Source organism: Streptomyces sp. NPDC051684 (genome assembly GCF_044453445.1).
In the GTDB taxonomy this organism is placed as follows: Bacteria; Actinomycetota; Actinomycetes; order Streptomycetales; family Streptomycetaceae; genus Streptomyces.
Window position 1 is genome coordinate 199,965 of sequence record NZ_JBITCS010000010.1, and the last position, 22,449, is coordinate 222,413.

General features: G+C 71.6%; 18 protein-coding genes and 1 pseudogene. 11 read left to right on the forward strand and 8 right to left on the reverse strand.

From position 1 onward, the window contains the following. Positions 1-97: 97 nt before the first annotated feature. Positions 98-1,981, forward strand: a complete 1,884-nt coding sequence (locus ACIA8D_RS15155; RefSeq protein ID WP_399232161.1) for an FHA domain-containing protein — start codon at positions 98-100, stop codon at positions 1,979-1,981. On the opposite strand, the gene ACIA8D_RS15160 is transcribed toward ACIA8D_RS15155, so the two are convergent. Next, the gene (locus tag ACIA8D_RS15160; RefSeq protein WP_399232163.1) at positions 1,948-2,493 is read right to left on the reverse strand and encodes a hypothetical protein; all 546 of its coding nucleotides are present in this window, start codon (positions 2,491-2,493) and stop codon (positions 1,948-1,950) included. The two genes, ACIA8D_RS15155 and ACIA8D_RS15160, sit on opposite strands and share 34 nt — an antisense overlap. A gap of 311 nt (positions 2,494-2,804) precedes the next feature. Between ACIA8D_RS15160 and ACIA8D_RS15165 the strand changes: the two genes are divergently transcribed. After that, a complete protein-coding gene (locus ACIA8D_RS15165) occupies positions 2,805-5,465 on the forward strand; it encodes a penicillin acylase family protein (protein WP_399232164.1) in 2,661 nt (886 codons plus the stop codon). Between the two features lie 63 nt (positions 5,466-5,528). On the opposite strand, the gene ACIA8D_RS15170 is transcribed toward ACIA8D_RS15165, so the two are convergent. From ACIA8D_RS15170 to paaI, 3 genes are all read right to left on the reverse strand, one after another. Continuing rightward, entirely contained in the window at positions 5,529-6,452 is a 924-nt protein-coding gene (locus tag ACIA8D_RS15170) for an LLM class F420-dependent oxidoreductase (RefSeq protein ID WP_399232166.1), read from the reverse strand. A gap of 207 nt (positions 6,453-6,659) precedes the next feature. Then, positions 6,660-8,003 (reverse strand): phenylacetate--CoA ligase PaaK, encoded by a 1,344-nt coding sequence (paaK, locus tag ACIA8D_RS15175; protein ID WP_399232167.1) that lies wholly within the window; start codon positions 8,001-8,003, stop codon positions 6,660-6,662. A 2-nt stretch (positions 8,004-8,005) separates the two neighbouring features. Then, on the reverse strand, positions 8,006-8,383 hold the full coding sequence (gene paaI, locus ACIA8D_RS15180; protein ID WP_399232232.1) for a hydroxyphenylacetyl-CoA thioesterase PaaI: 378 nt from the start codon (positions 8,381-8,383) through the stop codon (positions 8,006-8,008). Between the two features lie 190 nt (positions 8,384-8,573). Here paaI and paaN point away from each other — a divergent pair, with 190 nt between their 5' ends. Genes paaN through paaE form a run of 8 tightly spaced genes read left to right on the forward strand, consistent with a single transcriptional unit; the run spans position 8,574 to position 16,125 of the window. Continuing rightward, positions 8,574-10,316, forward strand: coding sequence for a phenylacetic acid degradation protein PaaN (gene paaN, locus ACIA8D_RS15185; RefSeq protein WP_399232169.1), 1,743 nt, complete (start codon positions 8,574-8,576; stop codon positions 10,314-10,316). Then, positions 10,309-11,541 carry a thiolase family protein gene (locus ACIA8D_RS15190; RefSeq protein ID WP_399232171.1) on the forward strand — a complete coding sequence of 411 codons (1,233 nt, stop codon included), beginning with the start codon at positions 10,309-10,311 and terminating at the stop codon, positions 11,539-11,541. Before paaN ends, ACIA8D_RS15190 begins: the two co-directional genes overlap by 8 nt. Next, the gene (locus ACIA8D_RS15195; RefSeq protein ID WP_399232173.1) at positions 11,538-12,317 is read left to right on the forward strand and encodes an enoyl-CoA hydratase/isomerase family protein; all 780 of its coding nucleotides are present in this window, start codon (positions 11,538-11,540) and stop codon (positions 12,315-12,317) included. The genes ACIA8D_RS15190 and ACIA8D_RS15195 overlap by 4 nt, the downstream gene beginning before the upstream one ends. Next, positions 12,314-13,321: a 1,2-phenylacetyl-CoA epoxidase subunit PaaA gene (gene paaA / locus ACIA8D_RS15200; RefSeq protein ID WP_399232174.1), complete on the forward strand. Its 1,008-nt coding sequence runs from the start codon at positions 12,314-12,316 to the stop codon at positions 13,319-13,321. The genes ACIA8D_RS15195 and paaA overlap by 4 nt, the downstream gene beginning before the upstream one ends. After that, positions 13,318-13,611 (forward strand): 1,2-phenylacetyl-CoA epoxidase subunit PaaB, encoded by a 294-nt coding sequence (paaB, locus tag ACIA8D_RS15205; protein ID WP_399232176.1) that lies wholly within the window; start codon positions 13,318-13,320, stop codon positions 13,609-13,611. The genes paaA and paaB overlap by 4 nt, the downstream gene beginning before the upstream one ends. A gap of 17 nt (positions 13,612-13,628) precedes the next feature. Next, positions 13,629-14,495, forward strand: a complete 867-nt coding sequence (paaC, locus tag ACIA8D_RS15210; RefSeq protein ID WP_399232177.1) for a 1,2-phenylacetyl-CoA epoxidase subunit PaaC — start codon at positions 13,629-13,631, stop codon at positions 14,493-14,495. Beyond that, entirely contained in the window at positions 14,489-15,001 is a 513-nt protein-coding gene (gene paaD / locus ACIA8D_RS15215; protein WP_399232178.1) for a 1,2-phenylacetyl-CoA epoxidase subunit PaaD, read from the forward strand. The genes paaC and paaD overlap by 7 nt, the downstream gene beginning before the upstream one ends. After that, positions 15,001-16,125: a 1,2-phenylacetyl-CoA epoxidase subunit PaaE gene (gene paaE / locus ACIA8D_RS15220; RefSeq protein WP_399232180.1), complete on the forward strand. Its 1,125-nt coding sequence runs from the start codon at positions 15,001-15,003 to the stop codon at positions 16,123-16,125. The genes paaD and paaE overlap by 1 nt, the downstream gene beginning before the upstream one ends. A gap of 26 nt (positions 16,126-16,151) precedes the next feature. Here paaE and ACIA8D_RS15225 read toward each other — a convergent pair. Further along, positions 16,152-17,446 (reverse strand): annotated as a pseudogene (locus ACIA8D_RS15225) (aminotransferase class III-fold pyridoxal phosphate-dependent enzyme). An 80-nt stretch (positions 17,447-17,526) separates the two neighbouring features. Here ACIA8D_RS15225 and ACIA8D_RS15230 point away from each other — a divergent pair. Continuing rightward, entirely contained in the window at positions 17,527-17,961 is a 435-nt protein-coding gene (locus ACIA8D_RS15230) for an Lrp/AsnC family transcriptional regulator (protein WP_399232181.1), read from the forward strand. Positions 17,962-18,004: 43 nt separating this feature from the next. On the opposite strand, the gene ACIA8D_RS15235 is transcribed toward ACIA8D_RS15230, so the two are convergent. The 3 genes from ACIA8D_RS15235 to ACIA8D_RS15245 all read right to left on the reverse strand — a co-directional run bounded on the left by ACIA8D_RS15235 (position 18,005) and on the right by ACIA8D_RS15245 (position 22,386). Continuing rightward, positions 18,005-19,534, reverse strand: a complete 1,530-nt coding sequence (locus ACIA8D_RS15235) for an aldehyde dehydrogenase family protein (RefSeq protein WP_399232183.1) — start codon at positions 19,532-19,534, stop codon at positions 18,005-18,007. 208 nt (positions 19,535-19,742) lie between these two features. Then, positions 19,743-21,164, reverse strand: a complete 1,422-nt coding sequence (locus tag ACIA8D_RS15240; RefSeq protein WP_399232184.1) for a 2-oxoadipate dioxygenase/decarboxylase family protein — start codon at positions 21,162-21,164, stop codon at positions 19,743-19,745. Positions 21,165-21,201: 37 nt separating this feature from the next. Continuing rightward, positions 21,202-22,386 carry an NAD(P)/FAD-dependent oxidoreductase gene (locus ACIA8D_RS15245; RefSeq protein WP_399232186.1) on the reverse strand — a complete coding sequence of 395 codons (1,185 nt, stop codon included), beginning with the start codon at positions 22,384-22,386 and terminating at the stop codon, positions 21,202-21,204. Positions 22,387-22,449 lie beyond the last annotated feature (63 nt).

Genomic DNA, 22,449 nt, shown 5'->3' on the forward strand with positions numbered 1-22,449 from the left:
CCGACAGGGGAGAGCCACTGGCGTCCGCGGACGGCGGCCCGGGCAGGGCGCGTGGGCAAGGTGGCTCACGGGACGAGTGGGACGGAGTGTGGGGGACATGCCTCCAGAGATTGTCGGCCACCATGGAGCGCTGGCCGGAAAGAGGTTCGCGATCGGGAGCAAGCCGCTCACCTTCGGGCGCAGGAGCGGGAACAGCGTGGTGATCTCCGATGTGAGCATCTCGCGGCTGCACGCGGAGGTACGCCGCGAGGGGCACGGCTTCGTCCTCTACGACAGGGGGAGCGCCAACGGCACCCTGGTGAACGGGGAACGCGCCACGTCGCATGTGCTGCAGCCCGGCGATCTGTTCACCATCGGAGAGGAGTCCTTCACTTTCGAGGCGGCAGCCCCGATGGAGACGATCCTGGATCTGTCGGTCCTGGACGCCCTCACCCCGCCACCGCTGGCAGAGCCGGGGCCGGTGCTGGAAGTCACGGTCTCCGGCGGCGGCCCGGTCGGTCTCGCCTTCGCGCTCCAGCTGGAATCGCTGCTCGGCCGCCGGGTTCGCATCACGGTGTACGACGGCCGCTGGACCCGGGACGGTGACGGTGACGGCGGCCGGGTGGTGTGGAAGGACGAGAAGCAGGGCAACGTCCGGCGCCAGCAGGTGGTCACGGTGCAGAGCCGGCAGTACATGGGGCTCGCGGAGGAGATCAGGGACCGGCTCTTCCAGGAGGGCCGGTACAGCGAGATGTGGCCGTCGGGTCCGGACTCCGTCGACGGCCGCGCGCCGCGCAACATCCGTATCTCCCACGTCGAGGACGCACTCCTTGAACTCGCCGGTGAGAAGTCCGACCGGATCCGGCTGGTCCCCGAGCGTTTCGATGCCGTCGAGCACCGGGAGGTGGCGGCCGCCGGCCATGTCCTCGCCGTCTGCGAGGGGGGCCGTTCGCGGACCCGGGAGCACTTCGCGGGCAAGTTCGGCCGGGCCGACTCGTCGATCTATTCGCTCGAGGGCGCGCACCTTCAGGACGTGGTCCTCGGCCTCAAGGTCAAGTCCGGCCTCAGCGACCCGATGTCCGTGCTGCTCACCGTCGCGCAGAACCGTTTCCTGCTCAACTCGCTGCGCGGTGAGGGCTTCCTCAACATGCGGCTCACGGACAGCGAGGCGCGAGAGGTGGTGGGGATCGACCCGGTCCGGCAGGTCTTCGAGGAGTGCATCGCCTCCCGCCCGTGCGTGATGAACCGCGGCACGGACGGCGACTTCCTCTGCGACACCCACCGCACCCTGTTCCTGCCCGCTCTCATCAAGAGCTCGGCGCTGTGGAAGCGCGTGGGGGAAGGGCTGCGGCTGTTCGGCGTGGCCGAGGAGGACCTGACCGCGGTCACCGCGTTCCGCCTGGACATGGTGCAGCGCACCAGGTTCACCGCACGCCTGTACGCGGTCACGGCCACGACCCCGGGCACGTACGGGTTCCTGCTCGGCGACGCCGCCAACGCCATCCATTTCTGGCCGGGTCGCGGCCTCAACAGCGGTCTGGGATCGGCGGTCTCGCTCGCCCGGACACTCAGCGGGACATGGCGCGGGCAACCGTTCAGGGACGCCGACTTCGTACGGCACGAGGCCGCGATGTCGATGCTGCAGTACCGGCACAAGAGCCGCGCCTGGAACGCCATGATCACCACGGACGAGGACGGGGAGACCGCCGCGATCAAGGAAGTGATCGAGCAGAGCCTCACGGACGCGGCGGACGACCCCCGCAGCCGTGAGGTCGACCTGGAGGCGCTGTTGGACCAACTGTGCTCCATCCGAGACCGGTTGGCGTCACGCCTCCCCGGCATGCCGGACGACGCCCAGCTGCGATCCCACCTGGAGACGCTGCGCGGCGAGACGCTCCACACCCTCCTTCGCAGCGGCCCCTGGGACACCCGGACCGTCGGCGGCGAGGAGGTCGACATCGACATCTTCTATGCGCAGGAGGGGGCTGTGGTGGCGGCCTGAGCGGCGCACGGCGACCTGGAGCGGAAGGCCGACCGGCCGCAGCCCGTGCGTGGCCGTGTCGGCCTCGGTCGAAGACGACCACCGTGGTGTCCGGTTCCCCCGTCGGGAGCCAAGTCGCCTGCCCCGTCGCGCCCTTGAAGTCGCCCGTGCCTCCGGTCACCGCGGAGTGGGTGACGCGCGGGATGGTCGAGTGCGCCGACCGTCGTCTTCCCGGGCGACTGGGTGGTGCAGTCGTAGAAGAACCGGCCCACCGCCTTTCCCGAGGCGTCGAGAAGGCGGGCGTCGCCGTCGAACTCGCCGCCCTCCTTGCCGCTCGGGTTCTCGTCCTCGTAGCCGCGATCCACGGTCAGTGTTGGCAGCGGGTCGGACGTCGGCGACGGCTCCAGGGCCGCCGCGGGCGTCGTGAGGGCGCCGGCCGCCACCGTGAGTGAGGCGACCGCGAGTCCCAGGAAGCGACTGAGGATGTGGGTGGGTGTCATGACGTAGCCGGTCGCCCACCGTGAGTGACTCACGTCTGCGTCGTGGTGCCTCCGGGTGTCGGTGACGGGCGGTCAGGTCGCGGGACATGTCATTGACGTGGCGTGTGCATGCTGCGAAACTCCCCTCGCTTGAACCAACCGATCGTTCGGCCGGTGTGCCGGACGTCCTGCTCCGGCCGTGCGCGGTCGTGGTGGTGCGGCGACCCCGAAACCACCCCGCCCCCGGAGCGCGGTCCACGAGAGCGCCGTGGGATCCCGGCGTCGTGGTCAATTCCCTTTGGTGACTCGACGGAAGGTGGAACCATCCTGTGATTGCGGAGTCCATGCCTGCGGAGCCCATACCTGTGAGTGCGGATCCCGCGACGGTCCAACCCCGGCGCCGGGCGCGGCGCCTTGTCGGTGTGTTGGGGGCCGGTCTGCTGGTGGCCGCGGCCGCCGTGACACCAGCGCATGCGGGTGCGGGTGCGGGTGCGGGTGCTGGTGTCGGGACGGACGGCGACGGCGGCGCCGGTGTCTCCGTCACGTCGCTGCGGCAAGGGGCCGTCACCATCAAGCGCGACAAGTGGGGCGCCCCCAACATCTACTCCGGCACCACGTTCGGGCTGTTCTACGGATACGGCTACGCCGCCGCCCAGGACCGCCTGTTCCAGCTCGACATGACCCGGCGCGGCGCCGAGGGAACCGTCTCGGAGGTGCTCGGCGCCGACTACGCCGACTTCGACTCCGCCGTGCGCGGGAACGTCGACACCGACTCGGTGCGCAAGCAGTACGAGGCGCTGTCCTCCCGCGACCGGGACATCCTCGACGGCTACGCGCGCGGCCTGAACACCTGGATCGACAAGGCGCTCGCCGACCGGGACCGGCTGCTGCCGAAGGAGTACTACGACTTCGGTTTCACCCCGAAGCACTGGACCGGTCTGGACGTCGCGATGGTCACCGTCGGCACGATGGCCATCCGCTTCTCCGACTACAACGCCGAGTTGGACAATCTCGCCCAACTTCGGCAGTTGGAGGCGAAGTTCGGGACGAAGCGCGGGCGTGAGGTGTTCGACCAGTTGCACTGGAAGGTCGATCCCAAGGCGCCGTCGACCATCTCCGCCGCCGATGGTGGCAGTCGGGTGTCGGGCGGGCGAGGAGGACCTGCGGAGTTGCCCGCGTCCGGGGCCGTCAACGGGCTGCGGGCCGGTGCGCCCCCGGCCGCCGTCCCGCCCGAGGAACAGCTTCCCAAGGCCGTAAGTGCCAAGGGTGCGAAGGGTGCGAAGGGTGCGAAGAAGCGTGACCGCGCCGCCGTCACCGAGCAGTTGTCCGCCCTCTGGGCCCCCGCCCGCCAACCGCGCTTCTCCAACATGATGCTCGTCGGCAAGAAGCGCGCCCGCGGCGCCGAGAGTCTGCTGCTCAACGGGCCGCAGTTCGGCTCGTTCAACCCGTCCTACGTGTACGAGGTCGGGCTGCACGGCGCCGGGTTCGACGTCGTCGGCAACACGCCCTTCGCATACCCCGTGGTGCTCTTCGGGCACAACGCCGACATCTCCTGGGGCGCGACGGCCGGCAACGGTGACACCGTCGACATCTACGAGGAACGCCTCGATCCCGCCGATCGCCGGCGCTACCGCCATGGCGGCGGCTATCGGGCGATGACCACGCGCACCGAGACCGTACGGGTCAAGGGCGCCGCCGACCGCAAGGTCACGGTGCGCTCCACGGTGCACGGGCCCGTCGTCGCCGTCGACGCCGACCGCGGCGTCGCGTACACCAAGAAGCGCAGCTGGGCGGGGAAGGAGCTGGAGTCGCTGTTCGCCTGGGTCGACTCCACGCAGGCCCGCGACCACGCCGAGTGGGAGAAGCAGGCGCGCCGCCTGGCCATCAGCATCAACTGGTACTACAGCGACCGGCACGGCAACATCGGCTACTTCTTCGCCGGACACTTCCCCGAGCGTCCCACGGGCCAGGACCGGCGGCTGCCCGCCGACGGCAGCGGAGCCATGGAGTGGCGGGGCACTCAGCCCGTGGCCACCGGCAATCCGCATGTCCTCAACCCGCGCGAGGGCTACCTGGCCAACTGGAACAACTCGCCCGCGCCCGGCTACCCGAACTCCGACTTCACCCCGTGGGCCAGGGCCGACCGCGTCGTGCTGCTGCAGAAGCAGCTCGCCGCGCAGCAGCGCATCAGCGCCGACGACCTGTGGCGGATGATGAAGAACGCCGCCCTCACGGATGTCAACGCGGACTGGTTCCGGCCGCTCGTCCGCAAGGCCACCGCCGGTCTCCCGGCCGACAGTCCGGAGCGGCGCGCGGCCGATGCCCTGGCCAAATGGGACGGGCGCAACACCGACGACGACCGTGACGGGCGCTACGACAGCCCCGGCAGCGCCATCATGCGGACCTGGCTGAACGCCGCCCTCGCCGATACCCTCGGCAAGACCCTGCCGAAGGACGTCGCCGCGAAGTACACGACCACGGAGTACGCCGAGCCGGGCAAGCCGACGCCGGGCAGCCAGCATGTCACCGCCGGCGGCCAGGTCCTCTACAACGCCCTGCTCGGCAAGGACGCCTCCGTGCCCCAGCGCGTGGACCTGCTCGACGGCCGCAGTGTCACGGACGTGATTCGCAAGGCCCTGCGTACGACGGCGAGTTCGCTCACCGACACGTACGGCAGCGGTGACACCGCGAAGTGGCTGGCGCCCGTCGCGGGACACACCTTCGGCACGAGCAGCTACCTCGGCATCCCCATGACGGACAAGGGTGCCGAGCTCTCCGGGCCGGTCTTCATGAACCGCGGCACCGAGAACGACCTGATGGTGGCCACACCCGAGCGGATCTCCGGCCATGATGTGCTGCCGCCCGGCCAGAGCGGCTTCACCGCATCCGACGGCACCCGGTCACCGCACTACTCCGACCAGCTCGACCTGTACGTCAACTGGCGCCACAAGCCGACGTACTTCACCGAGCGCGAGGTGGACGAGAACCTCAGGTCCACGGAGCGGCTGACGGTCCCGGAACGCTGACCGGCCGTGGTGTCGCCGACGCACAGGGAGACGTGCAGGGAGCTGTCGGGCTGGCAGGTGTGCTCAGCGGGCCAGTTCACCGAGCAGCCGCCAGGTGCGTCGGCGATCGGCGTCTCCCGCGATCTCGGTGCCCGAGAACACGACCTCGGTGGCGCCGGCGTCGCGGTAACGGCGCACCTCGGTCTCGAGCGCCTTCTCGTCGCCGATCACGGCCAGGTCCGCGGCCCGCCGACCGCCGGACAGTTCGATGACCCGCGCGTAGGACGGGATCTGCTCGTAGAACGCGAGGTTCTCCGTGGCCTTGGCGCGCACCGCGTCGACATCGTCCGTGACCACGCCGGGCACCAGGGCCACGACCCGGGGCGCCGGACGGCCGGCGGCCTCGGCCGCGGCGGTCAGCGCGGGCACGATGTGGTCCGCCAGGGCACGCGGTGCCGCCAGATAGGGCAGGATGCCGTCGGCCAACTCGCCGCTCGCCCGCAGGGCCTGCGGGCCCATCGCGGCGACCAGCAGGGGGACGCCGTTCTCGGCGCCCGGTACCCGCGCCGGGACCGGTGTGGTGGCGGTGAGCAGCTCGCCGTGGAAGTCGGCCGCGCCGGTCTCGGTCAGCTCGCGCAGCCCGGTGAGGAATTCACGCAGCCGGGCGACGGGGCGTTCGAAGGGCAGACCGAAGCCCGTCTCCGTCAGCAGTTTCGTGCCCAGGGCCAGACCGAGGTGATATCGGCCGTGGGTCGCGGCCTGGGCGGTCTGGGCCTGACTGGACACCAGGAGCGGGTGCCGGCCGAACACGGGGATCGCGGAGGTGCCGACCTGAAGGCCGGGCACTTCGCGCCCGACGATGGCCGCGAGCTGGGGCGAGTCCGCGCCGAAGGTCTGCCCGAACCAGGCCGACGTGACACCGAACTCCGCGGCCTCCCACGCCAGTTGAACGGTGGCGTCGACCTGGTTCGGCGCGTCGGCCGCGTTGAGTGCTACTCCAACAGTCATGTCAGTCGGAACGGGTGCCGGGCGAACCCGCATTCCGGTCCGCGTATGACAGCTTCTTGTCAGTCGTATGAACAAGGTCCTGTACGGGAGCCCGGCCGTCGTCACCCTGGCCCCTGACTCCGGCGGCCGTTGGCGCGAAAAGGGACCGGCGCCCTGCCCTTCGCGGGCGGGCGCCGGTCCTTCGGAATCACCGGATCAGCAGATCAGTCAGTCCCGGTTGTCGATGATCCGTTTGATCTTTCCGATCGAGCGCTTCAGTGTCTCCGGGGCCACGATGTCGACCCCGACACTGATGCCGACGCCGTCCTTGACACCCTTGGCGATCTCCGCGGCGGCAGCCGAGCGCCGCTCGGCGCCGGTGTCGGCGCGTGCCTCGACCCGTACGGTCAGGTGGTCCATGCGGCCCCGCCGGCTCAGCTCCAGCTGGAAGTGCGGGGCGACGCCTGGCGTGCCGAGGAGGATCTCCTCGATCTGGCTGGGGAAGACGTTCACCCCGCGCAGGATGATCATGTCGTCGCAGCGTCCGGTGACCTTCTGCATCCGGCGGAAGGGCGCCCGGGCCGTGCCGGGCAGCAGGCGGGTCAGGTCCCGGGTGCGGTAGCGGATGATGGGTAGCGCCTCCTTGGTGAGGGAGGTGAACGTCAGCTCGCCCTCCTCCCCGTCGGGAAGTGCCTCGCCCGTGATCGGGTCGACGACCTCGGGGAAGAAGTGGTCCTCCCAGATGTGCAGCCCGTCCTTGGTGTCCACGCACTCCTGGGCGACCCCCGGGCCGATGACCTCGGAGAGCCCGTAGATGTCAACGGCGTGGATGCCCATGCGGTCCTCGATCTCCCGGCGCATCGCCTCGGTCCACGGCTCGGCGCCGAAGATGCCGATCTCCAGCGAGGTGCTGCGCGGGTCGATGCCCTGGCGCTCGAACTCGTCGAGCAGCGTGAGCATGTAGGAGGGTGTGACGAGGATGATCTCCGGCTGGAAGTCCTGGATGATCTGAACCTGGCGTGCGGTCATGCCGCCGGAGGCCGGGATGACGGTGCAGCCGGCCCGCTCGGCCCCGTAGTGGGCGCCGAGGCCGCCGGTGAACAGGCCGTATCCGTAGGAGTTGTGCACCTTGTGGCCGGGGCGGCCGCCCGCGGCGCGGATCGAGCGGGCGAAGACGTCGGCCCACATCGACAGGTCGTTGTCGGTGTAGCCGACGACGGTCGGGCGTCCTGTCGTGCCGCTGGAGGCGTGGATGCGGCGCACGTCCGCCATGGGGACGGCGAACATGCCGAACGGGTAGGTGTCGCGCAGGTCCGCCTTGGTGGTGCAGGGGAAGCGCGCGAGGTCCTCCAGGGTGCGGCAGTCCTCGGGTCGCACCCCGGACGCGTCGAACTTCTTGCGGTACAGCTCGACGTTGTCGTAGGCGTGCCGCAACGTGGCCTGGAGGCGGGTCAGTTGCAGGTCCCGGAGTCCGGCGCGGTCCAACTGCTCGCCCGCGTCCCGGAGTTCACCGGGGAGTGCGGGGCCGAGCCGCCGTCCCGATTCGGTCGTGACTTGCGTGTTGCTGCCCATCGTCATGCCTCCACACTTCGGATCACGCGGCTTCGTCCCCGGAACTCCGCGATGACTTCCTCGCCCCGCCGGACGCTGATGTCGTAGATTCCGCTCCGCCCGTAGGTGGTGCGTTCCCACGCCGTCGCCGTCAGGACGTCGCCCTCGGCGGCGGGTGCCACGAAGGTGATGTCCGCGCCCGAGGCCACGGTCACCGGTCCGCGGCTGTTGCAGGCGCAGGCGAAGGCCGTGTCGGCGAGCAGGAAGACGTAGCCGCCGTGGGCGATGCCGTGTCCGTTGACCATGTTCTCGCGCACGGTCATCCGCAGCTCGGCCGCCCCCTCGCCGGCCGAAAGCAGCTCGATGCCCAGCTGCCGGGACGCCTTGTCCGCGGCGAACATCTTCTGCGCGGGACCGGCCTCCGCCTGCCCCTCAGGTCCCTCGGTCGGCGCCGGTTCACCCGCCTGCTGCCCGGAATCGGATATTTCCACAGTTCATCGACCACCCTTGCTGCCCGACCGAACATTCGGTTAGCGTTACGACGCGATCAAGGAATCAGCATCTGAAGTGCCTGTCAAGAGGTGGATTGTCTTGTCCGAGACCCCCAGCCAGCGCCCCGACTTCTTCGCCCGCCACCAGAACCTGCTGGAGCGGGCCGTCGTCGCCGCCTCCGAGCGCGACCACTGGTCGGCGTACGCGGAGTCCCCCAGCCCCAAGGTGTACGGCGCCGAGGCGGCGCCCGCGGGGGAGGCCGCCTTCCGTGCGCGCCTCGACGCCGCCTTCGAGATACCCGGCCACCCCGGCAACGGGACCGTCTCCCCGCAGGAGCGCTCGCCGTACGGCTTCGACCTGGGCATCGACTACCCCCGCGTGACGCCCGAGGAGGCCGTCGCCGCGGCGAAGGCCGCCGCCCCGGCCTGGCGCGCCGCCACCGCGGACCAGCGCGCCGGTGTCGCCGCCGAGATCCTGGCCCGGCTCAACGCCGCGAGCTTCGAGATCGCGCACGCCGTGCACCACACGACCGGCCAGCCGTTCGTGATGGCCTTCCAGGCGGGCGGCCCGCACGCCCAGGACCGCGGCCTGGAGGCCGTGGCGTACGCCTGGGCCGAGCAGAAGAAGCTCCCGACGACCGCCCGCTGGACCAAGCCGCAGCGCAAGGGCGACGACCTGGTGATGGAGAAGACCTTCACCCCCGTCGGCCGCGGCATCAACCTCCTCGTCGCCTGCAACACCTTCCCGACCTGGAACGGCTACCCGGGCCTGTTCGCCGGCCTCGTCACCGGCAACCCGGTCGTCGTCAAGCCGCACCCGGGCGCCGTGCTGCCGCTCGCCCTCACCGTCCGTATCGCCCGCGAGGTGCTCGCCGAGGCCGGTTTCGACCCGGACGTCGTGCTCCTGGCGGCCGAGGGCACCGGCGAGCGCACCGCCGCCGAGCTGGCCGTGCACTCCGCCGTACGGGTCGTGGACTTCACCGGCTCCAAGGAGTTCGGCAACTGGCTGGAGGACAACGCCCGCCAGGCCGTCGTCTACACCGAGAAGGCCGGGCTCAACACGTTCGTCCTGGACTCCACCGACGACTACAAGGGCCTGCTGCGCAACCTCGCCTTCTCGCTGTCCCTCTACAGCGGCCAGATGTGCACCACCCCGCAGAACCTCCTGGTCCCGCGCGACGGCCTCCGCACCGAGCAGGGCCCGCGCACGGCCGCCGAGTTCGCCGAGGACCTCGGCCTCGCGCTCGACAAGCTCCTCGGCGACCCGCAGCGCGCCGCGGGCACGCTCGGCGCGATCGTCAGTGCCTCGGTGAACGAGCGCCTCGATGCCGCGGCCGGTCTGGGCAAGCCCGTCCACCCCACGCAGGCCCTGGAGCACCCCGACTACGAGGGCGCCACGCTGCGCACTCCGCACGTCGCCCTGCTGGACACGGCCGACGCCGACAGCCGGGAGATCTTCACCCGCGAGTGGTTCGGCCCGATCTCCTTCGTGATCGCCACCGACTCCACCGAGCACAGCCTGCGCCTCTTCACCGAGACGGTCGGCGAGCACGGCGCGCTCACCTCGACCGTGCACGCCACCGGCGAGGACACCCTCGCCGCCGCGCGGCTCGCGGCCCTGGAAGCGGGCGTGCACCTCTCGGAGAACCTGACCGGCGCGGTGTTCTCCAACCAGACCGCCGCGTTCAGCGACTTCCACGGCAGCGCCGCCAACGCCGCCGCCTCCGCGACGCTCACCGACTCGGCGTTCATCACGGGCCGCTTCGACACCCTTCAGTCGCGTCGGCACGTCCCCGCGGACGCCGCCGAGCCCGCCGCCGGTGAGGAGAATTCCCGTGCCTGACAAGGCTCTTGGCGAGGTCTACCTCGTCGACGGCGCCCGCACCCCGCAGGGTCGCTACGGCGGCGCGCTCGCCTCCGTACGCCCCGACGACCTGGCCGCGCTCGTGGTCGGCGAGGCCGTGCGGCGCGGCGGTGTCCCGGCCGAGGCCGTCGACGAGGTCGTGCTCGGCGCCGCCAACCAGGCGGGCGAGGACAACCGCGACGTGGCGCGCATGGCCGCGCTGCTCGCCGGGCTGCCGCACACCGTGCCCGGCTACACCGTCAATCGGCTGTGCGCCTCCGGCCTCACCGCCGTCGCGTCGGCGGCGCAGGCGATCCGCGGGGGAGAGGCGGATCTGGTCGTCGCCGGTGGCGTCGAGTCGATGACCCGCGCCCCCTGGGTGATGGCCAAGCCCGGCACCCCCTGGGCCCGGCCAGGCGAGGTGCACGACACGTCGCTGGGCTGGCGCTTCACCAACCCGCGCTTCTCCGCCGCCGACCGCGACACCGCCGGATCGGGTCCGGAGACCGTCAAGACGACGCTCTCCATGGGCGAGACGGCCGAGGAGGTCGCCGCCCTCGACGGCATCACCCGCGCCGAGTCCGACGCCTTCGCGCTGCGCAGCCACGAGCGGGCCATTGCCGCGCAGGAGGCCGGGCGCTTCGACCGGGAGATCGTGCCGGTGCCCGTCAAGGACGGCGAAGTGACCCGGGACGAGGGCCCCCGCCCCGGCACCACGCTGGACAAGCTCGGCTCCCTGCGGACCGTGTTCCGCAAGGACGGCATCGTGACCGCGGGCTCCGCGTCGCCGCTGTCCGACGGCGCGGCGGCCCTGGTCGTCGCGAGCGCGGCGGCCGTGGAGCGGTACGGCCTCACGCCCCGGGCCCGTGTGGTCATCTCCGCGTCGGCGGGAGTCCAGCCCAACCTCATGGGCCTGGGCCCCGCACCGGCGACGCAGAAGGCGCTCGACCGGGCGGGCTGGAAGGTGTCCGACCTCGACGCCGTCGAGCTGAACGAGGCGTTCGCCGCCCAGGCGCTCGCGGTCACCCGCCGCCTCGGCCTCGACCCGGACACGGTCAACGCGGACGGCGGAGCCATCGCGCTCGGCCACCCGCTCGGCTGCTCCGGCGCCCGCATCCTGCTGACGCTGCTGGGCCGCCTGGAGCGCGAGGGCGCCCGAAGGGGCCTCGCCACGTTGTGCGTCGGCGTAGGACAGGGCGTCGCGATGCTGGTGGAGCGGGTATGAGCGCGGCGACGCCCACGGAGGCGTACGAGACGCTGCGCGTCGAGGAGCGCGACGACCGCGTCGTCGTGACCCTGCACCGCCCCGAGGCCCGCAACGCCATCAGCGGGCGGATGATCGACGAACTGCACGCGGTGTGCGACGCGTTGGAGCGCGAGCCCCGGCTGCTGCTGCTCACCGGGCACGGCGGGGTCTTCGCGGGCGGCGCCGACATCGCCGAGCTGCTGGCCCGTGGCCGGGACGACGCCCTGCGCGGGATCAACAGCCGGCTCTTCGAGCGGGTGCGGCGGCTGCCGATGCCGACCGTCGCCGCGGTCGACGGCTGGGCGCTGGGCGGCGGCGCCGAGCTGTCGTACGCCTGCGACGTCCGCATCGCCGGGCCCGACGCGGTCTTCGGCAACCCGGAGCCCGGGCTCGGCATCCTCGCCGCGGCCGGGGCCTCCTGGCGGCTGCCGGAACTGGTCGGCGAGTCGGTCGCCAAGCAGGTGCTGCTGGCGGGGCGCACCCTCGACGCGGCGGCAGCGCTCGCGTGCGGCCTGGTCATGGAGGTCGTACCGGCCGACGAACTGACTGAGCGGGCCCATGCGTTGCTCGACCGGATGGCCCGCTCGTCGGCGACCGCGCTGCGGCTGACCAAGCTCGTCGTCGACGCGCCCGGAGCGCATCCGGTCGCCGACGACCTCGCGCAGGCCGTGCTGTTCGAAGGACAGGACAAGAAGGAACGGATGACGCACTTCCTGAACAAGCGGGGACCGGAGAAGAAGGTGAGCCGATCATGAGTTCCACGGCATACGACAACGAGAGCGTCGACGGCGGCACCCTCGATCCCCTCCAAGCACACTTCGAGCGCACCATCGCCAAGGACCAGCGCGTCGAACCGCGCGACTGGATGCCCGAGGGCTACCGCAAGACGCTGATCCGGCAGATCGCTCAGCACGCCCACTCGGAGATCATCGGCATGCAGCCGGAGGGCGACTGGATCACCCGGGCGCCCTCGCTGCGCCGCAAGGCGATCCTGTTCGCGAAGGTGCAGGACGAGGCCGGGCACGGCCTGTATCTGTACTCGGCGGCCGAGACGCTCGGCGCGGACCGCGACGACCTGACCGGGCGGCTGATCTCGGGCCGCCAGAAGTACTCCTCGATCTTCAACTACCCGACGCCGACCTACGCGGACGTCGGTGTCATCGGCTGGTTCGTCGACGGCGCGGCGATCTGCAACCAGGTGCCGCTGTGCCGCAGTTCGTACGGTCCGTACGCGCGGGCCATGGTGCGGGTGTGCAAGGAGGAGTCCTTCCACCAGCGCCAGGGCTACGAACTGCTCATGACGATGATGCGCGGCACCGAGGGGCAGCGCGCCATGGTGCAGGACGCCGTCGACCGCTGGTGGTGGCCCTCGCTGATGATGTTCGGGCCGCCCGACGACGACTCGCCCAACTCCGCGCAGTCGATGGCCTGGCGCATCAAGCGGCACTCCAACGACGAACTGCGCCAGAAGTTCGTCGACATGACCGTCCCGCAGGCCGAGAAGCTCGGCGTCACGCTGCCCGACCCCGAACTGCGGTGGAACGAGGAGCGCGGCCACCACGACTTCGGCACCCCGGACTTCTCCGAGCTGATGCGCGTCATCAAGGGCGACGGGCCGTGCAATGCCGAGCGGGTCGACCGGCGGCGCGCGGCGCACGAGGACGGCGCCTGGGTGCGCGAAGCCGCCGCGTCGCACGCGGCGAAGCAGGCCCGTCGGGCAGAGCCGGCAGACCAGGAAGACAAGGAGCACGTCGCATGAGCGGGACGAACGGCCAGTGGCCGCTGTACGAGATCTTCGTGCGGAGCAAGCGCGGACTCAACCATGTGCACGTCGGCTCGCTGCGCGCCGCCGACGACCGGATGGCCCTCACCCACGCCCGCGACCTCTACACCCGGCGCAACGAGGGCGTCAGCATCTGGGCCGTGCGCAGCGAGGGCATCGCCGCCTCCGCGCCCGACGAGAAGGACCCCTTCTTCGAGCCCAGCGGTGACAAGGTCTACCGCCACCCGACGTTCTACGACATCCCCGCGGATGTCCCGCACATCTAGCCGGACCAGGAGCAGACATGAGTGACGATCAGGTGTACCTGGCCCTGGCCGATGTCGGGGCCGACGAGGAGGGCGACGCGCGCTGGGCCTTCGGCACCGGCTTCGCCGACCCGCTGCACGGGGTGGCGACCTCGCTGCCCGAGTGCGTCGACGGCCGTGCGCTCGCGGCCTGTTGCACGGCGCTCGGCGACGACGCGCTGGTCACCGCGCAGCGCCTCGCCCAGTGGTGCACCCGCGCCCCGGAGCTGGAGGAGGAGGTCGCCCTCGCCAACATCGGCCTCGACCTGCTCGGCCAGGCCCGCCTGCTGTACGCCAGGGCCGGCCAGGCCGACGGCAGCGGCCGCGGCGAGGACGCGTACGCGTACTTCCGCGACGCGGAGGAGTTCCGCAGTGTGCGCCTGGCGGAACTGCCGGGCGGGGACTTCGCGTTCTGTGTCGGCCGCCTCCTGGTGCAGTCCGCCTGGCGGCTCGCGCTCTTCGAGGAGCTGATCGGCTGCGCGGACCCGGTGCTCGCGGCGGTGGCGGCCAAGGGCGCCAAGGAGCTGGCGTACCACCGCCAGTACGCCGCCGAGTGGGTCGTCCGCCTCGGCGACGGGACCGAGGAGTCGCACCGGCGTATGCAGGCGGCGTGGGACGAACTCACGCCATGGCTGCGGGAGTTGCACGAGGACGGGATCGCGGAGGACTTCGGTGCCTCGGCCCGGTCGGTGGCCGACACGACGCGTGCCGTCCTGGCGCAGGTGGCGCAGGCCGCCGGGCTGACCGACTCCGCGGCGGCCCCCGTGCCCGGTTCCGGCCGAGCCGGCGATCGCACGGAGCACTTGGAGCCGCTGCTGGCCGAGTTGCAGAGCGTGGCCCGTGCCCACCCGGACGCGACATGGTGACGGCGGCCGGGACGCTGAGCGCGCAGCAGGTGGCCGCGCAGGTGGTGGACCCGGAGCTGCCCATGCTCACCCTCGCCGAGCTGGGGGTGCTGCGCGCCGTGGAGACCGGCGCGGACGGTGCGGTGACCGCCACCCTCACGCCCACGTACTCCGGTTGCCCCGCGATGGCCGAGATGCGGGCCGATCTGGCGGTGCGCCTGGAGGCGGCCGGGTTCACCGACGTCCGTATCGAGACCGTCCTCGACCCGCCGTGGACGACCGACTGGATCTCCGCGGACGGCCGCCGCAAGCTCACCGAGCACGGCATCGCGCCGCCCGGCCCGGCTCCGAGGCACCAGAGCGGGCCGCTGCCCCTGGTGCTCTCACCGACCCGACGGGTCGTGCCCTGCCCGCACTGCGGCTCCGCCGACACCGAGGAAACCTCCCGCTTCGGCGCCACCTCCTGCCGGGCGCTGCGCCGCTGCCGCAGCTGCCTGGAACCGTACGAGCAGGTCAAGGAGATCTGATGACCGCCCAGACCACCGACGCCACGGCGGCTCCCGCGCCCTCCGCGGGCGCCCCGGTCCGCCGTCGCCCGGCGTTCCACACCCTGCGGATCGCCGCGGTGGAACCGCTGACCGAGGACTCCGCCGCGATCACCTTCGACATCCCGGCCGAGCTGGCCGAGGAGTTCGCGTTCGCGCCCGGCCAGTCACTGACGCTGCGCCGCGAGATCGACGGCCGTGACGAGCGGCGCTCGTACTCGATCTGCTCACCGGTGGGCAGCGGCCCGCGGATCGGCGTGCGCGTCGTCCCCGGCGGCCTGTTCTCCTCCTGGCTGGTCAACGACGTCCGCGCGGGGGAGGAGATCGAGGTCATGGCGCCCACCGGCCTGTTCACCCCCGACCTCGCCGAACCCGGCCACCACGTCCTGATCGCCGCGGGCTCCGGCATCACCCCGATGCTGTCCATCGCCGCCTCGGTGCTGGCCGCCGACGACCGCTCCCGCGTCACCCTCTTCTACGGCAACCGGCGCTCCAGCACCGTGATGTTCGCCGACGAACTGGCCGACCTCAAGGACCGGTTCCCCACCCGCTTCCAGCTCGGGCACGTGCTGTCCCGCGAGCCGCGCGAGGCCGAGCTGCTCTCCGGCCGCCTCGACGCCGACCGCCTCGCCGCACTCATCGGCTCGCTGGTCGACGTCGGAGACGCCGACCACTGGTGGCTGTGCGGCCCGCACGGCATGGTCCGCGACGCGCAGGGCGTCCTCGACGGCCTCGACGTACCCGCCGACCGCGTCCACCAGGAACTCTTCTACGCCGACGACGAACCGGTCCGCGAGGCACAGCACACCGAGGCCCCCGCGGACGGCCCCGTCAGCGAGGTGACCATCAGCCTCGACGGCCGCACGAGCACCACCCCGCTGCCGCGCGACCGCAGCATCCTGGAGGGCGCCCAACAGGCCCGCCCCGACGTGCCGTTCGCCTGCAAGGGCGGCGTCTGCGGCACCTGCCGCGCGCTGGTGTGCGACGGCGAGGCCGAGATGCGTCGCAACTTCGCCCTCGAACAGTCCGAGGTCGACGCGGGCTACGTCCTCACCTGCCAGACCTTCGCCGTGTCCGACTCCCTGACCGTCGACTTCGACAGCTGACCCGTACCGGGTGCGTGGTGGGTGTGTCACCGAGTGGCGGTCGCCTCCGTCAGTGCGCGTTCGATGACATCGGCGGCGCGGTGGGCCTGGTCCAGGCTGAGCACCAGGGGTGGCTTGATCTTGAGGGCGTTGTCGCCGGGGCCGTCCGTGGACAGCAGCACGCCGTCGCGCTTCGCGAGCTCCACCACCCGCTTGGCCAGCGCGCGGTCCGGTTCCTTGGTGGTGCGGTCGGCGACGAGGTCCGCGCCGAGGAACAGGCCCCGCCCGCGTACGTCGCCGATCGCCGGGTGGTGTTGCGCCATCGCGGTCAGCCGTCCGCGCAGGACACGGGGTTGCCGCCGAAGGTGTTGAAGTACTCCATGCCGGTCCGGAACCTGCGGGCCATCTCTGGCGTGGTGACCACCGCGGCGACGGGGTGGCCGTTGCCGATCGGCTTGCCCAGCGTGACGATGTCCGGCACCACCCCGTGCCGTTCGAAGGCCCACACGGCGCGCTGTTCGACGGCGTTGGCGATGCTCATCGCGAGGCGGGCGTTGATCAGGTCCGGCAGCAGCCGCAGCTCCGCCGCCGACAGCGGGGCCTCGGCGTGGTACCCGGCGATCACCGCGCAGGCCGCGGCCACCGGGTCGGCCTGCCCGAGCTGGGCGTAGGCCGCGGCCACGGCGAGCCCGCACATCCGCGGGGCGCGCACCACGTCGCCGAAGTCGATGATGGCGGCGATCCGCCCGTCCGCGTCGAGGAGCACGTTGGCGTCGTTGTGGATCGCCTGCTGCGGCAGGGCGCGCAGCTCGGGCAGCAGTTCGTCGAGCCCGGCCAGGGCGTTCGCGGTGAACTCCCGTACGTCATCGGTGACATGCGGCACCGCGCGTTCGAGGTCTCCCGCGCGCAGCGGGTGCCAGCGGAAGTCGCGGTCGAGCGCGGAGTGCTCGAACCCGGCGAGGACACCGTCCAGGGTCGCGACGGCTGAGCCGAGGGCGTGCAGCCTGCGCGCGTCCGCCGGTCCTGCCTGCGAGTACGGGGTTCCCGGGAGCCACTCCAGCAGGTGCGCGGTGCGCCGCTCCCCGGCCACGGTCGCGGTGTCGGCGGCCACCAACGAGGCGGTGGGCAGGCGGGGTTCGGTGCCCACCAGGCGGGCGAGCAGGGTCTCCTGGAGCTCGATCTCCACGGGGCTGGTGTCGGCCGCGTACATCTTGAGCAGGTACCGCGGCCTGCCCTCCACGTCCAGACGTGTGTTGTCGGTGGCTTCGCCGGGCAGCGGCACGGCCTCGGCGCTGACGTCGAACAGGTCCGCGGCGAGGGCGGACAGCATCGTGGTCTGCATGCGCCGGAAGCTAGGTTCCGGGTGCAACGATTGTCGATGGAACCGGCGCAACTCGTCGTGCCAGTGCAAGGATTCGACGCATGGAGGATACGGATCGCGGAATCTTGCGCGAGTTGGCGATGGACGCCCGGGCCTCCCTCGAACACCTCGCGCGCGTCTCCGGGCTCGCCGCCTCCTCGGTGAAGCGGCGCATCGCACGCCTGGAGGAGACGGGTGTCATCCGGGGCTACACCGTGCGGGTCGACCAGCGGCAACTCGGCCTCGGCGTACAGGCGTTGATCGGACTTTACGTCGCGCCCAGCACGTCGCGGGCGGAGCTGATCGCCTCGCTGAACGAGCAGGAGGAGATCGTCCGGGCCTGGACGACGGCGGGCAACGCCGATGCGCAGGTCCTGGTGCAGGTGCGGGACACCGACCACCTTGAACAGGTGATACTCCGGCTGCAACAGATGCCCGGATTCGCCCACACCCGCACCCAGATCCTGCTCACCGAGCTGGTGCACCGGTCCAGCTGAGCGGTTGCCCGACCCACACACACCATGCTGGGCAGCGCTGCGGTCAGAGGAAGCTGACGTTCTGCGCGAGGGCCAGTTCGCTTGAGTAGTTGATGGTGTTGGTGGCCGAGCGCATGTAGGCCTTCCAGGAGTCGGAGCCGGACTCGCGGCCGCCACCCGTCTCCTTCTCACCGCCGAACGCGCCGCCGATCTCGGCGCCGGAGGTGCCGATGTTGACGTTGGCGATGCCGCAGTCCGAACCGGCGGAGGACAGGAACAGCTCGGCCTCCTGCTGGTCGCGGGTGAAGATGCTGGACGACAGGCCCTGGGGGACGTCGTTGTGCAGCGCGATGGCTTCGTCGAGGGTGTCGTAGGTCAGGACGTAGAGGACGGGAGCGAAGGTCTCCTCGCGTACGACGTCGTTCTGCTCGTCCACGCGGACGATGACCGGCTCGGTGTAGGCGGCGTCCGGGGCCTCGTCGGCGAGCCGGCGGTTGCCGCCCACGAGGACCTTTCCGCCCTGGGCCTGCACCCGGTCGAGCGCGCCGCGCATGCCGTCGAGGGCCCTGGGGGAGATGAGCGGGCCGACGAGGGTGGTCTCCTCGAAGGGATTGCCGATGGGGAGCTTGCGGTAGGCGGCCGTGAGGCGTTCGACGAGGGTGTCGGCGATGTCGCGGTGGACGATGAGCCGGCGCAGCGTGGTGCAGCGCTGGCCCGCCGTACCGGCAGCGGCGAAGACGACACCCTGGACGGTGAGGTCGAGGTCGGCGGAGGGCGTGACGACCGCGGCGTTGTTGCCGCCGAGTTCGAGCAGGGTGCGGCCGAAGCGGGCGGCGACGCGGGGGCCGACCTCGCGCCCCATGCGGGTGGAACCGGTGGCACTGACGAGCGCGACGCGCGGGTCGTCGACGAGCCGCTCGCCGACGGCACGGTCCCCGAGCAGCAGCCGGTGCACATCGCGCGGCGCCCCGGCGTCGTCGGCGGCGCGGCACACCAGCCGGTCACAGGCCAGGGAGATCAGCGGGGTGAGCTCGGAGGGCTTCCACACCACCGTGTCACCGCAGGCCAGGGCGACGGCGGTGTTCCACGACCAGACGGCGGCGGGGAAGTTGAATGCGGAGATGACACCCACCACGCCCAGCGGGTGCCAGGTCTCGGCGAGGCGGTGGCCCGGGCGCTCGGAGGCGATGGTGCGGCCGTAGAGCTGGCGGGACAGGCCGAGGGCGAAGTCGCAGATGTCGATCATTTCCTGGACCTCACCGAGCGCCTCGGAGCGGATCTTGCCCGCTTCGATGGTGATGAGGTCGGCCAGGTCGCTCTTGTGCTCGCGCAGCAACTCACCCAGGCGGCGCACGAGTTCACCACGCCGCGGGGCCGGCGTCGTACGCCAGGTGAGGAACGCCTCGTGGGCGGCGGCGACCGCGGCTTCGGCGTCCGCCTCGCCCGCGGCCGCCAGGCCGAAGAGGTCCTCGCCGGTGATCGGTGTGCGGGCGTGGAAGTCGCTGCCGTCGTCGGGCGTGACGCCGACGCGGCCCAGCGCGGCGAGCGCGCGCTCACGCAGCTCGTCGGTGGTGGGAAGGGAGGTGCCGGTCATGGTGTGCTCCTCGTCGTGGAAGTGAGTGGGTGAGTCAGTCGAGGGTGACGATGGCGCCCTTGAGCCCCAGCTCTCGGGCGGCCTGCGCGAGGGACCGGCGCTGCTGCTCCGCGTAGAGGGCGTACGGGTCGAGCACGTCGCGGCCGATGGCGCCGGAGAGCCAGGCGGCGTCGTAGGCGACACCCTCCTGGGCGCTGTCGCGGGTGCCCTAGGGCTTGTCGTTTGGATCAGGCCGGGCTCGCGGGGCCTGGCACGCACGCTCGCGGCGTTGTCGTCGGTCGACGACGCTCCGCGTCGCCTCCCTCCTCCGCCTTGCGATCGCACGCACCAGGCCCCGCTCCCTGATCCGGCCTGATCCAAACGACAAGCCCTCGCCGCTGAGGTTGGACTGGAAGATGCCGGCGGCCGAGCGCGGCAGGAAGTCCTCGTACACGATGGGCCGGGCGCGCACCCAGCCGCCACGCACCAACTCATCAGCAGGAGAGGGCGGTTGACCCTCGCGCGACCGCCCTTCGACCGTCTCGTACGTGAAGTGGGCGAGCCCCCGCGCGGCCAGCTCGCCCTCGTCGGCCGGCATGTGCTCTTCCCACACCGCGCGTGCGATGTCGCCGCGGCGCTGCGGCGGATGCCCCGCCGCCCGCTGGTCGACCTGCCCGAGCACGTCGTCGTAGAGTGCCCGGCCCTCACGTGTGAGGGCGATGCCGCGCGCCTCCACCTCGCCGAAGCGGACGCGCAGGGCGCCGCTGGTCACGCTGCCGTCGGGGTCGCGCATCGCGCGCGGTTCGGCGAGGGCCTTGAACGAGGTCTGGCGCAGCAGCACGTCGGGGCCCTTCCAGGAGGGCGGCCCCTGGATGGTGTCGATCATCTCGATGCCGCGGTCGGTCATGCGGCGGTACAGCTCGTCGATGTCGAGGACGCGGGGCGTGAGGTGGTTGATGTGCGTGCTGCGTACGCCGCCGATGTCCGCGGCGACGGCGGAGGCCCGCTCCAGCTCTTCGTACCAGGCCCGGTCCACCGGCTCCGGCGACAACTCGAAGGCGGAAACGGCCAGTGCGAGGAAGCGGTCGGCCTGCGCCTCACGCAGTTCGCCCTCGGCTGCCGCGCGGTCGGCCAGCGTGAGCAGTTCCTGGGGGAAGAGTTCGCGGGCGCCGAGGAAGTTCTCCAGGCGGGAGCGGAGGTCGGGGCCGAAGAAGCGGGGATCGGCCGGGGTGAGCAGGGAGGTGAAGACGCGGAACGGGTTGCGTGCCAGTTCCTCGCCGTCGACCGGCCGGAACGCGGTGGAGACGACCGGCACCGCGCTGGCGGCGGCCTCCCGCAGGTCGTAGAAGCCGACCGGGTGCATGCCGACGGCGGCGAAGACCCGTGCCACCTGCGACAGTTCCTCGGGTGTGCCGACCCGGATGGCGCCGTGCCGCTCGGCGGTGACCCGGCCGATGGAGCCCAGGCGTTCGGCGTCCGCGCCGCGCTCGCCCAGGACGTCCTCGTTGACCTCGCGCGAGACGTCCACGAGCGTGGTGTAGGCGGGCACTTCACGCCCGTACATCTCGGAGAGACGGGTGGCGAACGCGGCCCGCAGCCGCCATTGCGGAACGGTGGACGTGGACGTGGACGCGGACATGGGCGAGGACATGGGATCCCTTTCGCTCGGTTCGGCGTGTTTCACGCGCTCACACCACATGCGCCTCGGGACGGCTCACCGCGGCGCCGGACCGGAAGCGGTCGGCGCTGAGCGGGGACACGTCCGTGAACGGCTCCCGCTCCAGGTACAGGTCGCGCACGATCTCCCCGACCGCCGGGGCCTGGAGGAACCCGTGGCCGGAGAACCCGGCGGCGTACAGGAGGTTGGGGACCTCGCCGGAGCGGCCGATGAGGGCGTTGTGGTCCGGGGTGTTCTCGTACAGGCCGGCCCAGCCGCGCACCGTCTCCATGTCGGCGAGGGCCGGGGCGCGGTGGCGTACGGCGGCGCGGAACAGGTCCAGCCACTCGGGCGTCCAGGTGGTGTCGAAGCCGTCCTCCTCGGAGGGGTCGGCGAGGCCGAACAACAGGCCGTCGTCGCTGTTGTGGAAGTACCCGGTGGAGGCGAAGTCGATGGTGAACGGGATGCGCGGGGCCGGTGGTGCGAGCCGCGCGGTGAACGCGAGTTGGCGGCGCACCGGGCGGACGGGGAGGTCGACTCCGACCATGTCACCGATCCGGGCCGACCAGGCGCCTGCCGCGCACACGACGGTGGAACAGGCGATCCGGCCTGCACTGGTGTGCACGGCGGTGACCCGGTCCCCGGTGAGGTCGAGGCCGGTGACCGTGGTGTGCGTGGCGATGGTGACACCCGCGCGGGCGGCGGCGTCGGCGTATCCCCGCACGACGCGGGCGGGGCGGGCGTGCCCGTCGTCGGGGGAGTAGGCGGCGGCGACCAGACCGTCGGTGCTGATGTACGGGCACAGGGTGCGGGCCTCGGCGGGGTCGATCATCCGGCTGGACACCCCGAGGGCGTTCTGCGTCTCGACGCACTGACGGAAGTCGTCGGCCTGTTGGTGTGTGCTGAGGAGGAAGAGGTAGCCGACGGTGTCGAGCCGGATGTCGGCGCCGGGGCGGCGCGTGAAGTCCCGGTACGCGTGCAGACTGCGGTGGCCCAGCTCGATGTTGAGCGGGTCGGAGAACTGGGCGCGCACCCCGCCGATCGGCTTGCCCGAGCTGCCGCAGGCCAGCTCACCGCGCTCGACGACGACGATGTCCCGCACTCCGGCCTCGGCCAGGTGGAAGGCGGCACTGGCGCCCATCACCCCGCCCCCGATGATCACGACGGCGGCGGCGGAAGGAATAGTCCGGAAAGCTGAGGAGGTCGTGTGCTGCACGTGCTGATCCCTTCCAACAGCCGCCACCGGGCCCGGACGTGGTCCGGTGTACCGAGGCGGCGA